Below are 16,393 nucleotides of genomic sequence, written 5' to 3'. Positions count from 1 at the left end.
CACTCCTCTCTATCCTTTGATGGATCCCAGCAGCGCACCCTTCGCAAAATGCTTCTGCAGGAACGGATACACGCACAGAATCGGCAGCGTGGCAATGACGATAACTGCCATCTTCACCGTCTGCTCCGGCGGCCGGACGAATTCGTCCATGCCGGAGGTGTCCGCTGCCAAACCGCTGGCAAGGATGACGATCTGCCGCAGAATGACCTGCACGGGCCATTTGGCCGCATCATTCAGGTACAAAATCGCTGACATATACGTGTTCCAGTAGGTCACCGCATAAAAGAGCGATATGGTTGCAATGGCAGGCATCGACAGCGGAATCACGATTCGGAACAGGATGCCCCAATCGCCGGCCCCGTCGATCTTCGCGGATTCCTCCAGTCCCTCAGGCAGGTTCTGAAAGAAGTTTCGCATGATGATGAGATTGAAGGCATTGATCGCCGTCGGGACAATCAGCGCCGCATACGTATCGATCAGCCCCATCTCCTTCACCACGAGAAACGTAGGGATCATTCCGCCGCTGAACAGCATCGTGAACAATACCATGAACATGATGAAATTACGGCCATCCAGATCTCTGCGCGACAGTCCGTAAGCCATCAGGCAGGTTAGCAGCATGCTGAACAAGGTGCCCAGGAAGGTGACGCCCACGGAAACGCCAAGCGAGCGAAACACCGTATTGGTTGAAAATACATATTTGTAGGCATCAAGTGACCAAACGGTCGGAAACAGGACAAACTGCTTCTGCGCCAGCTCCGTCACGGTTGTGAAGGATCCCGCGATGACGTGCAGGAAAGGCAGGATGGTAACCAGGCCGATGATCAACAGCAGCGTATAGTTTACAATATCGAAGATTCGGCTCGATATCGTTTTATCTTGTACCATAGCGATCCACCTTTCTGTAGTTAATAGATGCCTTCTTCTCCGGCTTTTTTGGCCAGCCAATTGGCCAGCATCACCAGAATGAGACCGATCAGCGATTTAAAGAACCCGACCGCCGTACTGAAGCTGAACTGTCCTTGCTTAAGACCTGCGGTATAAACATACGTATCGAATATCTCCGCCACATCCCGGTTCATCGAGTTTAAGAGGAGATAGATATGTTCGAACCCAAGTTCCAGCACATCGCCGATTTTCAAAATCAACAAAACGACGATCACGCTTCGAATCGAAGGAAGCGTAATATGCCACATTTGCCGAAAGCGGCTGGCTCCATCAATCCGGGACGCTTCGTATAAACCGGGATCAATCGCCGCCATGGCGGCCAAATAGATGATCGTGCCCCAGCCTGCCTCCCGCCAGATGATCTGCATGACATACATCGGCCTGAACCATTCGCTGCTCATCAGGAAATTGATTTTTTCGAATCCGGCCATAACCAGCAATTCATTAATGATTCCGCGATCCATCGAGAGCATGACAAACGAAATGGATACGATAATGACCCAAGACATAAAGTGGGGAATGTACACCAGCGTCTGGATAAAACGTTTAAATACTTCGCGCCGGACCTCGTTGAGCATCAAGGCGAGGATAATCGGCACGGGAAAATAGAATGCCAGGTTCAAGAAAAACAGCAGCAGCGTGTTGCCCAAAATCGTGAAGAACATCGGCTCGGTAAACAGCCGCTCAAAATGCTTGAGCCCCACCCAGGGACTGCCCGTGACGCCAAGATAAGCCTGATAATCCTGGAAGGCTATAATCAATCCCGACATCGGGATGTATTTAAAGATCAGGAAGTATAAAAATCCCGGAAGTATCATGAGGTAGATCGCCCGGTTTTTTATTATTCTTCTCATTCGACCGGACTCCGGTATTTTGGGGGCGCTCTTGCTCATCCCGGTCTTCACTGCGGTTTCGCTCATGATCTCAGACTTCCTTTCTGTCCCGAAGCCTGCCGGAAACTGCAGCATCGCAGTCCCCGGCCATTCGGGATGCTGGCATGTTCGTTATTTGGATGATTCGTAGGATACGTTGAACTCATCGATGATTTGCTGACCGCCGCTCTTAAGCCAGTTATCCACGACCGCCTGGAATCCGGCCTCATCGATATCGCCAAGCATAAATCGATACGTGCCGTCTTTAATCATCTCCTGCAGTTGGACGCCCTTTTCGTTAAACGTCTTGGAATCCAGCGAAGCCGAAGGATCCTCAATGAGATAATCATTGTTTTCCGTGATCATTTCCTCGGATTTCGCTTTAACAGGGAGCAAGTGCTTCGGTTCATAAAAACCTTCAATCGTTAACGGCCCGCCGACCTGCATGGCTTGGTACGGCTTCACTTCACGATCGGTCAGCTTGACGTCCTCCGAAGGAACGACCTTGCCTTCCTCCAGCTTGTGGTGCTGTCCTTCCACGCCCCAATAAATCAGGTTGCCGAGCTCCGGGCTCATCAACTGATCCATGAAGGCAAGCACTCCTTTCAGCTCCTCCTCCGATTTGATGGCCGTTTTCGGAAAGAGAATCACCGAACCATAGCCGGGCACAGACCAGATCCCGAAGCCGTTCGGTCCTCCCTCGATTTTATTCTGAACATCAAGCTCCGCATCCGGATTCACTTCGACGACCTTGGGATGCAGGCTGGATACGTCCCCCATCGCTCCGATATAAACGCCCGACTTGCCGGTAATGAACAGATTTTGTTGGTCGGTTTTGCTGGTAACCGGGAAATCCTGATTGATCAGGCCTTCCTGGTGAAGCTTCTTGAAGAATTTCATCGTCTCCAGATATTCGGGAAACATAAATTCGGGAGCCAGCTTGCCGTCCTTCTCGCCCCAGTTATTCGGTGTGCCGAGCCACGAGCTAATCGTTTTGAACGCGCCATAGATCAGGTCATTCCGGTCCGTGAGCGGAATGGTGTCGTCTTTGCCATTGCCGTCAGGGTCCTTCTCCTTAAACTGCTTCAACATATTATAGAAATCGTCCACATTGGTCGGAGCGCTGAGCCCAAGCTTGTCGGCCCAATCCTTGCGGTAAATGATGCCCTGGCGCGACAAAGGCACTTCACGGTACAGCGCATAGATTTTGCCGTCCACCGCCGTGTTCTTTAACACCTCGGGTTTCAGCTTGCTGAGGTTCGGGTACTGATCCAGCAATGGCCCAATTTCCCAAAATTGCCCGTTGCGGATCGCATCACGCATATTCACAAGCGAGGCAGCATTCTTCAGGTACGTCACCTGCGGCAGCGTTCCGGTTGCAAAGGATGCATTCACCTTTTCATCATAAGTGCCGTCCGGCACCCACTGAATGTCAAGCTTGGTGCCTGTTTTCTCTTCCAGCAGCTTCTCAATCATGTCGGAGGGAACTTCAGGAGTATGGAGGTTGGCCATAATCGAGATGGTTACCGGATCGCTCGCTTTCTCGCCTTGCGCTGGACTGCCATTTGAGCTGCCGGTTGCTGCAGGAGCGGAGTTGCCGCCACAGCCCGCCAACACGGATAAAGCGGTTACAATTGCCAGGATGGTACTGGCTTTCTTCTTCTTCATCTTCTGACCTCCGTTTTTAAATTTGAATATGGACTGACAAGAAACAGCTTAGATGACGGAAGCCCGGTACGTATATAATCCTGAGATTGGATATGGGGAGTTCGGTCGCGTCCGGCATGGAATGCCGTGGAATCAAATCTAATGATTATGTTGTCAATGAGATTGATCATGCATGGCACAACAAAAAATACCGCTGGGGATATCCATCCCCTAGCGGTATTGCTCATGCAAATATGGTCCGGCCGTGCTTTGGTATGAAGTATTATATTCCTCGATAATTTGGCGGCCCCCCTCTTCCAGCCAACGGTCGGTCTCGGCCTCAAAGCCCTGCTCATCGATCATCCCGAGCATGAATTGATAGGTCGCATCCCGCATGCGTTCATTCAATCTGACGCCGATCTCGTTATACAGCGGAGATTCCAGCGGTGCGGTGGGATCATAGACGAGGAAGCTTTCGTTATCATAAATCAGCCGCTCGGCCTTATCCTTCACCTGATTCGTGTTAACCGGCTGCAGCATGCCCGGTATGGTGCTGAAGCCTCCGGCCATCAAAGCCTGGTAAGGCTTTACGTCCTTTTCCCTCAGCTCAAAAGCATCCACCGCCATCGCTTTGTTATCTTGAACGGTATAGTGAGTCCCTTCGATTCCCCAATACATCAGATTCGCAAGCTCGGGACGCATCAGCGCATCATAGAGGGAGAGCACACTCTTCAATTCCTCTTCCGTGGCAATGGCGGTCTTCGGAAACAAGATGACCGTTCCGTACCCCTGCGAAGCCCAAATCCTGTACCCATCGGGTCCGAGAATCCGGTTCTGAACATCCAGCACTGCCTTGGGATCATTCGCCAGCAGCCTTGACTCCAGGGACAGGACGTCCCCCATCGCGCCGATATAGACGCCGGCTTTTCCCGTTACGAACAGCTCCTGCTGGTCGGTTTTGCTGGTAATCGGGAAGTCTTCATTTATCAGTCCCTCGCTATGAAGCTTCTTGAAGAACTTCATCGTTTCCATATACTGTGGAAAGACGAACTCCGGCTGCAATGAATCGTTATACCATCCCCAATGGTTCGGTGTTCCATAATAGGAGCTGATCGTCTTGAAAGCCCCGTAGATCAAATCGTTGCGATCCGTCAAACCTATGGTGTCATCGATACCGTTGTTGTCAGGGTCCTCATATGTAAACCCTTTCAACATTTCATATAATTGATCAAGCGTTTCCGGTGCCGGCAGCCCCAGCCGATCTGACCAGTCCTTACGGTAAATGATGCCTGAACGGGCTAAGGCTCGCTCCTGATACAGGCTGTACAGTTTACCGTCTATAGCCGTATTCTTCAAAACCTCGGGCTTCAATCTCTGCAAATTCGGATAGTCCTTAAGATAAGGGCCGATTTCCCAGAATTGCCCGCTCCGAATCTCGTCCCTGAAATAGGACAAGGATGCGGCATTCTTAAGATACAGTGCTTGCGGCAAAGTCCCCGTTGCAAGCGAAGCAAACACCTTCTCATCATAACTCCCGTCGGGTACCCACTGAATGTTGAGCTGAACACCCGTTTTTTCCTCTATCCATTTCTCGATCCGATCGGAGGGAACCTCAGCGGTGTGCAGGTTGGCCATAATCGAAATGCTGGTTTTGCGATCAGAAGACGTACTTCCGCCATCCGCTCCCGATGATCGGGCCATGCTGATGCACGCAGCCGACACCATCAGGATAGCGAGCGTAAGAATGACATAGTTAGACAGACGGGTCATGAATCCGTTCTACCTCCGTTCCCCCATGTTTCTTGCGGTTCCTATGTGGTTGGGATGATTTTAACATATGTACATCTTTTTTCATGACAAGCCATGATGATCAAATACAGTGATTATTCTTTTTGAAATGATTATTGAATGTAACCCGGGTTGCCCATACAATGATTATACACTTTGTTAAACAGGAAGGTGTACCTATTGCATCCAAAAAGTAGCTTTTATTCTAAAATGGTCCTGTTCGGCTGTTTCATCAGCATCATTCCTCTTGTGGCCCTCGGCTTCTTCTCGTTCATGAAATCATCCACCTCCGTACAAAACCACGTAAACAGCAGCAATATCCAGATTATGAATCAAACAAACAGCAATCTCGAACAGGTGCTGCGGACCGTGGACTATACACTGAATTACGTCATTAATTCGAATATTCTGCAAAGCGCATTGTATCGGCCCCTGTCTTACTATGACTTCCAATTGTATAACAAACTGAGAGAAGAGATGAGTCTGCTGCAATCTCCCGAAACCAAGGTTACGGATGTCATCCTTGCGAATACAACAACCAACTGGCTGATCAATAACCGGGGCATGTACGAATTTAATGAATACGCTTCCAAGGATACGCTTCTGACACTCATGGAGCTTCAAGGGAACTCCAATTGGGTGATGCTTGAGACGGAATCCCTCGGATCCAGCGATACGCTCAGTTATGCCTGCCCCTACACGATTGCGCTTGTGAAGAAAATGCCGCTCTCCTCCTCCAGCGCCCGGGGTGTCGCACTCGCCACCATTCCCAGCTGCAGTCTCGCGGCTATGATGGATACCCCTTCCGAACCCCGGGAGGTGATGGTTCTGGACCACAATTACCGGATCGTCGTACATCCCGAGCAAGGAAAGCTTGGGCAATATCTGACCGATACCGGGTATGCAGAGGCAGAGCTGGACCATTTTGACAATAAATCGGGGCAGTTCGAGACGAAGATTGACAACAAGCCGGTGTCCGTTACGTACGTCCGGTCCGATTTTAACGGCTGGCTGTATGCCTCCTTTACCGAAATGTCCGCCATTACCAAGGAGTCCCGCTCCATCGGCTGGTTTACACTGTATATCTGCCTGCTGATGATCGGTTTCAGCATTCTGCTGGTATGGCTTGGAACGCGGAAGATGTACACGCCTATCCGGCACATTTTTGAAAATATCGTGGAGCGCCTGCCGGAAATTCAAGCGAATAAAAAGAGCGAGCTGCAAATCATCGATGAACATATCCGGGATATGTTCCATTCGAATACCAAGCTCCGCAGCGAGCTTCGGCAGACCAGCCAGCAGGTGCGCACCTTTTTCCTCCATAAACTGTTCCTGGGCAAGATCAGTCCGCCCGAAGTAATGGAACAGATCGAGCTGTTCGGCTTCAAGGAGCAAGTGTCCGCATGGGAACGGCTGGCGGTATTCACCCTCCAGATCGACATGCTGGACGAAACCCGCTATGAACGCAAGGATAGGGATCTGCTGCTCTTTGCCGTCAACAATATCATTGAGGAGATGATCCCCTCCTCCCATCGTCTCCCCTCCGTCATTATCGATCTCACACAGGTTACGCTCATCGGACGAGGCGGTATCACGCTGGAAGAATTCAATGACTATATCTATACGTTATCGGAGGAGATCCAGAAGACGACGCGCAGTTTTCTCGATCTGGAGGTCAGCATTGGCATCAGTTTGCCATACGAGAACCTATCCAAAACGTCACGCGCCTACCAAGAAGGGCTTGAAGCCCTTAAACACCGCATCAAGCTGGGTACCGGCGTCATCATCCCTTATTTCAGCCTGAACTCCGGCAAGCATACCCGGGTCTATTTCTACCCGATGCAGGTGGAGAACGAGCTGATTGATGCCATCAAGCTGGCTGATGAAGATCGGGCCGTAGAGCTTCTGAAGCAGTGGCTGCACGAAGTGTTTCGCAAGGATCGGACCCCGCATGATTATCAAATCTCACTCATCCGGCTGTTGAATGATCTGATGATCGTGATGCAGGAGAATGGCATCATGCTGGAGCAGCTCGACATCCGGGACAGCTCTCTCGTGGAGGAGCTTCTTCGACTCTACACCAATCCCGATATCGAAAGCTGGTTTAAATCCCGGATTATCCGGCCGATGGTGAGTGTATTCCGGGACCGCCAGGACTCTCAATACCAGAATCTCTCCGAGCAGATGATCGAGATCATCCGCAATGAGTTTGACCGCAATATTACGCTCGAGGAATGTGCTTCGCGCCTCCATTACAACAATTTTTATCTAAGCAGCGTGTTCAAGAAGGAAACCAATATGTCCTTCAGCGAATACCTGTCCCAATACCGCTTCAAAATGTCCAAAAAATGGCTTGTTGAAACCGATATGCCCATTAAGGATATTGCGGAGAAGCTGAGTTACAACAATTCGCAGAACTTTATCCGGTCCTTCCGTAAGCTGGAGGGGATGACACCCGGGCAATATCGCGGCAAATACAAAACCGGACAATAAACCTTGTAAAACGGCATCAGATTACCAAAAAAGGTCACCTGTTTCCCGTACTTTTCCTAAGGGTAAGCATCTACAATTAGAAATAGTCACTTGTTGTGCTGATCTTGTTGATCATTTATGAAACTATCCCAAAAGGAGAATCTGTCAATGATACGAGAAATGCAGGCCGATATCGTCATTCTCGGCGGCGGGACCGGAGGAACAGCCGCCGCACTTGCCGCCGCTAAATCAGGAAAGACGGTCATCATGACCGAAGAGACCACTTGGATCGGGGGACAGCTAACCAGCCAGGCGGTTCCGCCCGACGAGCATCCGTGGATTGAATCCTTTGGCTGCACGCGCAGCTACCGGCAGTTCCGCGAAGGTGTCCGCCAGTACTACCGCGATTTTTTCCCCATGACGCCCAAGGCCAGATCCAATGTTCAATTGAACCCCGGCAGCGGCATCGTCAGCCGGCTGTGCCATGAGCCGCGCACGGCTCTCGCCGTGCTGCATCAAATGCTGGCCCCGTACATTCATAGCGGACGGCTTACGATCCTGTATCAGTATGCGGCGGAGTCTGCCGACGTTTCAGGGGATCGCGTGAACAGCGTAACCGTTCGTCATCTTGAAACGCAGGATCAAATCGCGCTCCGCGCCCCGTTCTTCGTGGATGCCACCGAGCTCGGCGATTTGCTTCCGCTGGCGGGTATCGAGTATGTTACCGGCGCCGAGTCCAAGTCCCAGACAGGGGAGCCGCATGCCGTTGAAGGCGATCCGCTGCCGCAGGACATGCAGGGCTTCACGTATTGTTTTGCCGTGGATTATCTGGAGGGTGAGGACCACACCATCGAGAAGCCTGCCCTTTACGATTTTTGGCGGGAATATAAACCCGAATTCTGGCCGGATAAACTGTTAAGCCTGACCGCCGTCAAGCCGTCCACGAATGAGCCGATCGAGTATGAGATATTCCCGGGACATGGCAAGTTCCCGCTCTATCAATACAGGCAAATCCTGGATCCCAAGCATTTCGCCGAAGGTACGTTCGAAAGCTCGGTGTCTCTAGTGAACTGGCCGCAGAACGACTACTGGCTGGGCTCCATTATCGATGTTCCGAAGGAAGAGGCTGACCATCATATCTACCAAGCCAAGCAGCTTAGCTTGTCCCTGCTGTATTGGCTGCAGACCGAAGTGCCGCGACCGGATGGCGGGCAGGGTTACCCGGGGCTGCGCCTGCGTCCCGATGTGGTCGGAACGGAAGACGGCATGGCGATGTATCCTTATATCCGTGAGTCGAGAAGAATTCAGGCCGAGTTTACGGTGCTGGAACAGCATGTGGCAACCGAATCGCGGCCGGACGGAGCTTCGGAAACGTTCCCTGATTCCGTCGGCATCGGCTGTTACCGTATCGATCTGCATCCGAGCACGGGCGAGCGCCCTTACATTGATATCTCGTCCCTGCCGTTCCAAATCCCGCTGGGCAGCTTAATTCCGAAACGGATGAAGAATGTGCTGGCTGCCAGCAAAAACATCGGGGTCACCCACATTACGAACGGCTGCTACCGGCTGCATCCCGTAGAGTGGAACATCGGCGAGGCCGCAGGATACTGCGTCAGCTATTGCCTGGACCATGATATTCTGCCGACGGATGTGCGCAGCGATGAAGAAAGGCTGGCCAGCTTCCAGCAAAGGCTCGTTAGCGAAGGCATCGAGCTGGCATGGCCGGCACTGCGGCCTGTATGATCATCAGCTACAATAGAAATGCCAAAAAACCAGCTCATGGGCATCGTCCTCAGGCTGGTTTTTTCTAGTTCCGTTCATAACTCCTCAGCAGTTACGAAATGGACGTTCTTAGGGAAATGACGGCTAATGCCGCAGACCGACAGCTTGTAACCTTCTTCCACCGCATACTGTTTAAAATAGTAGGTCTCTCCGTCCTCCCCAACAATAGGATCCCACTCGCCTTCTTGCAGCGCCAAAGCAAAAGAATCCAAAGGCAAATGAAGGCCTTTGCCAACGGCCTTGATATAGCTTTCCTTTAACGTCCATAAATCAAAGAAGCGGGAAAGCCGGACGGAAGGATCACAGCTTAGCAGCGAGTTAAACTCGGTTTTATGGAAATAGCGTTTAGCGATATCCATATCGATGGCCTCTATTTTCTCCACATCAATCCCAACCGGCTCGTGGCTAACGGCGCACACGATCCAATGCCCGGAATGGGAGACGTTAAAATGCAGGTTGTCATGATCCTTTAAGAATGGCTTGCCATATGCGTTCCTTACGATTTCTATATTCTTCGGATCAAGACCCAGTTTATCCCGAAGGATTCGATAGACCATGGCATCACCAAGCACTGATCGTTGGTAATCACTCGCTCTTCTGAATTTGGACACATAGTCCTGTCGATCGGGCGATAACGTATGGAACAAGACACGGAACGTCTCATCGCGAATTTGGTCCGAATTCTGAATTGCATATACTTCAATATGGCTTGGTTGGTCAGCATGAAAAGTATCCATAACTCCGTCCTTTCACTAAAACTTAGTCCCCTGTTCACTTCGATATGCACATTCAATTCCCCTGCTTGCCTTAGGCTCCCTGCCGCCATTGCAAATATAAACGGACGAACGGATCGATGGATTGACAAGGGAAAGAATTCCCGAACATAATGGATGAATATCATACAGAGTGAAAGGTAGGTATTCGATTGGACACGCAATGGATTTTGGATCAAGCGGTCGACTTGTTTAAGGAGGAGCTCGGCGACAATCTGGTCGGCATTTACTTACATGGCTCGTTAGCTATGGGCTGCTTCAACCCGGACACAAGCGATATCGATCTGCTGCTCGTCGTAGCGGACAAGCTGACCCGGGATCATATGAGACGGCTGGCCAAGAAAATCATAGCGTTCCACGATGATATGCCCAATCAGCAGGGGTTGGAACTCAGCCTTGTCCTGGAGTCCAGTCTGCAGAGGCTCGTCTATCCGCCTCCATTCGAGTTCCACTATTCCGCCTTTCATCGGGAGAAGTACTTGGCCGATGACGATTACTTATGCGGCGGATCCCTAGACGCCGACCTCGCGGCCCATTACACCGTGATCTATCATCGAGGCATTACCCTGTACGGCAAACCGGTTCAAGAGGTCTTTACATCCGTTGACCGGGAGCATTACATACAAGCCATTCTCCATGACGTGGAGGGTGCGGTACAAGACATCACTGGCTCCCCTATGTACTACACGCTAAACCTGTGCCGGGTGCTGTACTATCTGAGGGAAGGCGTGGTGTCCTCCAAAAAAGAAGGAGGCGAATGGGGGCTTCGCGCACTTCCCTCACAGTATCACCCGATGATCGAGCATGCCCTGCATCAATATACCGGCGGAGCCGGGAAACCTGCGGAATCCGCACCGGATGGTCTCATCGCGTTTGCCGGCGATATGCTGGAGCGAATCCGGAAGGCTTTATGATTGACAAGGATGCTCACCATGACTTAAATCCAAAAGGTGCTTAATACAATCACCAACAGAATAAACAATACCAGAACAATGCCTACCGAAGTTCCGTATCCGCCGCCGTAGCAACATTTATCGTAGCTCATCGATATAAACCTCCTTGCGAAGTGGTATGGTACAGTTTATGTAAGCAGATGCCCTTAGACAGGGCATTTCGGCAATGATGATCAGAATGTGCATGAGTCCAAAAAAGGACGTGATTAAATTGAAGATTATACTCAAACTGTATTCGGAATATTTAATTATCCCGCGTCCTTTTCGATTATGGGTTCTGTGGGGTTGGATCATTTTATTTATAGCTGTTGGAATTAGATTTAGTTGGTTCTTCTAACTCACTTCTACTTGCTTACTGATACTGTTGATTGTTATGTACAACTCTCTGGTACATAACAAAGACCCGTTCGATAGGATCGAACGGGTCTTTAGCTTTAACGGTTAATGAATTCTGCCATCTGCAGCATTCGGGTTAATACGACTGCGCCTTCAGCCCGGGTAGAATGGGCTTCCGGTACGAACCGGTCAGAAGAACGTCCTTCCATCAACCCTGATTTGACGATGGCCGACACGGCCTCTTCGGACCAGGACGCAATGCGTTCGCGATCCTTAAATCCTTCCAATATGGAGTCCGAATCTCCTGTCTCCATATCCGTACCGGCAAGCTTCAGTGCACGGAGCAGCAGGACACTCATCTGCTCACGGGTAATCTCCTCGTTCGGACGGAACGTACCATTGCTGAAGCCTTCGATAACTCCATGCTCCACAGCCATAGCAACAGCGGCTGCATACCAATCGTTTGCCTCCACGTCCTGGAAGCCCGCTTCGGCTCCCTGATCCTTCAATCCGAGTGCACGGACGAGCATCGCCGTGAACTGGGCTCTCGTGATCGGCTCGTTCGGACCAAAACGCGTGACGCTCAGTCCTTCAATTAATTGTTTCGAGGCCAGCAGCGAAACGTCCTCGCGGGCCCAATGGCTGTTTAAATCCTCAAATGTCTTCTCTTGGGAAACAACGGAGTAAACGCCGCTTTCCCTCCACTTAAACTCCGCTTGGGATTTGCCGTTCGACGTGCGAATGAGCGCCGGTACGAAGACCAGCTTGCCGGATGCCGGATCCATCCGCAGCACCGTCGTTTGGGATGGACTGACGACACTGGACAGTCCCTTGGTAAACTTAGCATAAGGTCCCTTAAGCGCCGGCAACGCAGTTAACGTATCTCCCTGTTTCCAAGCCAAGTTTATGGAAAGTGATGCATCCAGTACGGAGGCTCCGGCCTCCAACGCTGCCTTCACACGTTCCTCTTCTTCATTCGAAGCTAAACCGATGCGAATTTGCAGACTTTCCGCCGTACCCCGCTGTTGCATAGCTTCCGTTAGCGACTGCAGCGGAATTTCCAATCGGCCTTGGGAGGATTCCAACACGATGGAGCCCCCCGGCAGGTCCTTCACAGCAGCGCTCAACCCCTGAACCGGCAAGTGAAGAACAACGGAATCCGAAGCGTCGGTCACCGAATACGTAAGCACGCGTGATGCCGCGGGCAGCTTGCTGAGCCGTTCCACGTCCCTGAGCATGCCTTTCTCACTCGCATCCGCTACGATGACCGTCCCGCCGCCCGGTGCTGTCTCTTTCTTGATGCTCAACCGCTCGGGCTCTGACGGTTTAGGAGGTGGTGTTGTCGATCCTCCACCGGGTGAACCGGATCCTCCGCCCGGAGTTCCCGGATCGGATCCGCCGTCTCCCGTAGTAGTCCGGATGACCTCGAACGTTTTGCTGTTCGTTTTGAATTCGTCAACGAACACGTCCACGGTAATCGAATTGACGCCCGTTTGCAGAGGCACATTAGCTGTAAATTCACCTTTCGCCGACAGGGTCGCATCGGCACCGTTCACCTTCACGGCCGCTTGGCCGGGTCCGAGAACTTCCACCAGCCCTTGCAGCGCAAGCTGGCTGTCGCGCGTCTCTTTGCCCTCGTCATCCATCAGCCCGCTTAATACGGCTGAGCGAACCTGATCCCCGGTATTGTAGGCATTGGCCACAAGCTGACGCAGCGTTCTCGTGCCTGACGGGTCCAGGGTGGAAATGACAAAGCCTCCCTGCGGAATAACGCTGTTATTCTCTTCCGGCGCTCCCCAGCTCCAATTGATCGCTTGGTTCCGGTTGACCACCCGGGTCACGTGGCCCGTGTTGTCAACCACCACTTCAACCCCAAAGCGATTCGTGCCCGTGGAGTATCCGAAGGCTTCCGTCATCACATTAACGTTGCCCTCAATCCGGTTGATATTATAGAAATTGCCTTCCAGGAACGAATCCGGACTTCCCGGCAAGCTCATGCCGAGCTGGTAATCCTTCACCCACTCCTTATCTTGGAGAGCAGCCGCCGCGATCGGCCAGTTGACCTGGGATGCGTCAAACAGCATCAATCCGTTCGTGGACTTCAGCCCCGCCTGGAACACTTCGCGCTGAACGGCCGGCGCCTGCACATTGTTCATGGCAATGCCTGCATACAGCGGAATTTCCCCGTTCGTTACGATATTGCCGAGCGTAATGTATTTTTGGATTTCCTGGCTTGTGGTTTGATAAGCCCCGATCATTAGGAAATCCAAATACTCGATATACCCGGTCTCATAATATTCCGGCGTATACACCGATTCGTCCGGCATGCCGAGCGCGGGATTGAACCGGAAGTTCTTGCTGCCCCAGTTCACGCCGTTCAAATAATACGTTTCATACCAGGATCCAACATAAGAGGATACCTCGATCTTTCTGCCTGTTGAAACTTCATAGGAATCCACCAGATCCTTCACTTCTCCGAAGAAGCTCTGAATCGTGCCCGAGCGGAATTCCCACCAGTCCTGAATCAGGTCGCCGTATACCCGAACATTGTTTTCATAATAGAAAATATCGTTTGGCCAATTGACCAGCTGCTTGCCCCTTGCCTGCAAAAACAGCTCGAACTTCACGCGGGTTTCGTCGCTGAAATCAGCCCCTTCGTTGTCATACCGGCTCCGGTCATGGACAACGCCGTCCACATCATAGTTCTTGATGATTTCCTCAAATGTTCTAAGCTGATAATTGCGAACCTCGTCATTGGACGGGTTGACGAAGGCTACCAAGCCCTGCTTTTTGCTTTCGCGCAGACGCTTGATCTCGCCATTGTTCTCCGCGAAATATACACGTTCCTCCCAATCAAGATGATCGTTCAGAACCGCATACTCGTTATGGGCGATCGATCCTTCGGCAAATACGTTGATCGCCGCGTGAATCTCTAATCCCAAGGCATGACCATGATCAATGAACTCCTGCAATAAGTCCAGATCCGGACTTGCGCCTGCTTTTTCGGGTGCCTTGATCTCGCTGACATAAGGTCTGCCCGTCAAATCGTTCTTCTTGTACGAGACATAACCTTCAACGCCCTTCACATCAAATGCGACCGAGGTAACACCCGTTTCCTTGGCTTTTTGCAAGAATGCTAAAACATCCTCGCTCGTTTTAAACTTTCTGGCATTGGAAGCCTGGTCTACCCAGAGGATGACTTCTTTTTCCGGGGAAAAATCAGGTCTTGCAAACACCGCAAGATGACGCACATCCTGCTCAATGTCATTTTTCAACACTTTGATTTCGATATAATTGGTGCCGCTTGTTAACGTGTAGTTATGGGTGAAGGTACCATCCGCTTCAAAAGGAACCTCGTTACCGTTCACTAGAAGTTTGATCGCGGTAATGGCGTCCATGTTGTCGATGCGCCCCGTGATAGCGGTACTGCCTTCCGTTACGGTGTACATCGTCTGGTTATCCAGCGTGAGTCTTGCAATGAGGCCATTGCCGCTCATGATGTCGCGTACCTGAACCACTTCCCCGTTCTTCCGCAGCTTGATCATGTCCCCGACCTTAAAATTCTCAGCCAAATAGCGCTTGATGTTATTACCTGCGTAGCTGTTATCCTGTGCCATCAGCACATAACCGCCTTCGGGGATTTCAAGTTCGGTTGGTCCGGTCCATACCGGCGGCTTGCCGTTGATCGAAGGATTGATCACCTGCAATACGCGGTTGTTGGCATCCACCTGCACGGCGACATTAGTCTGGGGAATCGTGATGGAGCTGCCATAATCCCTTGTAAACACCGCCACGATGTTAGGCACGCCTGTGACATCCTTGTCGACATAGTCCAGCTTCTTGCGCGGACCTTCGATGTCGATCGTAATATCCTTCGGCGCCGCTTCGACTTCAATATAATCCTGGTTCTCGATCGGTTCGTACACGATGTTCAGCGTTTGAACGGCCAATTCGCCGTCTCCCTTAAACAGCTTCACCTCAGCCGCGTTCGGGCCCGGCTCCAAATAAATATTCGTGCGAAACATGCCTTCCGCCGTAAGCGCAGTCTCATCGCCATTCACCGTTACGCTTAAATCCTGATCCGCGGCATAGTTCGCCACAAAACCTGCAATCTCAATGACCGGTATATCCACGGTCGTATCATTTTGCGTAATCAGATGCAGCTCGGGTGGCAGCGGATCCGGCCCCGGACCCGGCTGCTCCGGCAGGAAATCAGCCGCTGTCACTTCTTTGCCCGCCTGCATCAGCTTCACCGAATCTCCTGTTTTATTATGATTGAAGAGAGGTTTCTGAAAAGCAGATTGATCCCACGCATTGGTGCCACCAGCCACTACAACATAACCACCGGCCGGAATTGGAAGCAACGTTCCCGGATCCCAAGAAGTCGGAGGATCAGAGTCCGGTCCAACGATATCCAGTACTTTACCACCCGCATCCACGGAGACCGCGACATGAAGCGTAGGCACCCATACCTCATCGGTATATACGGAACCCGTAACCGTTGCGCCACTGGTATACAGCGCCAAATAGTCGTTATTCCCTTCCAACGTGTCGCCCGCCACGTTGATATCCGTGAACTCCAGACTCTCTCCGCCTTGGGAGATCAGGGTAACCGGTTCGGGACCCGCGTTTTGAACCGGGGAAATTTCGTTATCCGCGAACGCGGAGGAACCAACCGGAACGAGGAGGGAAACGATCAGCGACAGACTGAGAAACAGCGCGATCCGCCTGCGAAATAAACGATACATCAAGAAATACCACCCTTCTTTTATTCAGAATGAACGATCAAGTGAATATAGATTCAACAGTCACCCCCTTTACG

The 16,393-nt window shown here is 51.5% G+C and carries 10 protein-coding genes; 3 read left to right on the top strand and 7 right to left on the bottom strand.

The features are described 5' to 3' along the window. Nucleotides 1–9: 9 nt before the first annotated feature. The 4 genes from PAEVO_RS00705 to PAEVO_RS00690 all read right to left on the bottom strand — a co-directional run bounded on the left by PAEVO_RS00705 (nucleotide 10) and on the right by PAEVO_RS00690 (nucleotide 5,237). Nucleotides 10–888 (bottom strand): carbohydrate ABC transporter permease, encoded by an 879-nt coding sequence (locus PAEVO_RS00705; protein ID WP_071222846.1) that lies wholly within the window; start codon nucleotides 886–888, stop codon nucleotides 10–12. Nucleotides 889–908: 20 nt separating this feature from the next. Then, a complete protein-coding gene (locus PAEVO_RS00700; protein ID WP_394057475.1) occupies nucleotides 909–1,802 on the bottom strand; it encodes an ABC transporter permease in 894 nt (297 codons plus the stop codon). A 150-nt stretch (nucleotides 1,803–1,952) separates the two neighbouring features. Continuing rightward, a complete protein-coding gene (locus PAEVO_RS00695; RefSeq protein ID WP_100535842.1) occupies nucleotides 1,953–3,488 on the bottom strand; it encodes an extracellular solute-binding protein in 1,536 nt (511 codons plus the stop codon). 210 nt (nucleotides 3,489–3,698) lie between these two features. Then, complete coding sequence (locus PAEVO_RS00690; protein WP_100535841.1) at nucleotides 3,699–5,237, bottom strand: extracellular solute-binding protein; 1,539 nt, start codon at nucleotides 5,235–5,237, stop codon at nucleotides 3,699–3,701. A 198-nt stretch (nucleotides 5,238–5,435) separates the two neighbouring features. On the opposite strand from PAEVO_RS00690, the gene PAEVO_RS00685 reads away from it, so the two are divergent. Further along, entirely contained in the window at nucleotides 5,436–7,748 is a 2,313-nt protein-coding gene (locus PAEVO_RS00685; protein WP_207797434.1) for an AraC family transcriptional regulator, read from the top strand. A 147-nt stretch (nucleotides 7,749–7,895) separates the two neighbouring features. Continuing rightward, entirely contained in the window at nucleotides 7,896–9,470 is a 1,575-nt protein-coding gene (locus tag PAEVO_RS00680) for an FAD-dependent oxidoreductase (protein WP_100535840.1), read from the top strand. Between the two features lie 74 nt (nucleotides 9,471–9,544). Here the strand turns inward: PAEVO_RS00680 and PAEVO_RS00675 are convergent, their stop codons facing one another. Then, nucleotides 9,545–10,246 carry a 4'-phosphopantetheinyl transferase family protein gene (locus PAEVO_RS00675; RefSeq protein WP_100535839.1) on the bottom strand — a complete coding sequence of 234 codons (702 nt, stop codon included), beginning with the start codon at nucleotides 10,244–10,246 and terminating at the stop codon, nucleotides 9,545–9,547. A 188-nt stretch (nucleotides 10,247–10,434) separates the two neighbouring features. Here PAEVO_RS00675 and PAEVO_RS00670 point away from each other — a divergent pair, with 188 nt between their 5' ends. Continuing rightward, complete coding sequence (locus tag PAEVO_RS00670) at nucleotides 10,435–11,196, top strand: aminoglycoside adenylyltransferase domain-containing protein (protein WP_100535838.1); 762 nt, start codon at nucleotides 10,435–10,437, stop codon at nucleotides 11,194–11,196. A 23-nt stretch (nucleotides 11,197–11,219) separates the two neighbouring features. Here the strand turns inward: PAEVO_RS00670 and PAEVO_RS34070 are convergent, their stop codons facing one another. Together PAEVO_RS34070 and PAEVO_RS00665 are read right to left on the bottom strand one after the other, a co-directional pair. After that, on the bottom strand, nucleotides 11,220–11,327 hold the full coding sequence (locus PAEVO_RS34070; protein ID WP_015734120.1) for a hypothetical protein: 108 nt from the start codon (nucleotides 11,325–11,327) through the stop codon (nucleotides 11,220–11,222). A gap of 342 nt (nucleotides 11,328–11,669) precedes the next feature. Next, complete coding sequence (locus PAEVO_RS00665; RefSeq protein WP_100535837.1) at nucleotides 11,670–16,319, bottom strand: S-layer homology domain-containing protein; 4,650 nt, start codon at nucleotides 16,317–16,319, stop codon at nucleotides 11,670–11,672. Nucleotides 16,320–16,393 lie beyond the last annotated feature (74 nt).

It is taken from the genome of Paenibacillus sp. GM2FR (assembly GCF_002803325.1).
GTDB classification, from domain to species: Bacteria; Bacillota; Bacilli; order Paenibacillales; family Paenibacillaceae; genus Paenibacillus_AQ; species Paenibacillus_AQ lautus.
Note: the sequence above shows the minus strand (reverse complement) of the source record. Positions and strands in the feature narration are given on the sequence as shown.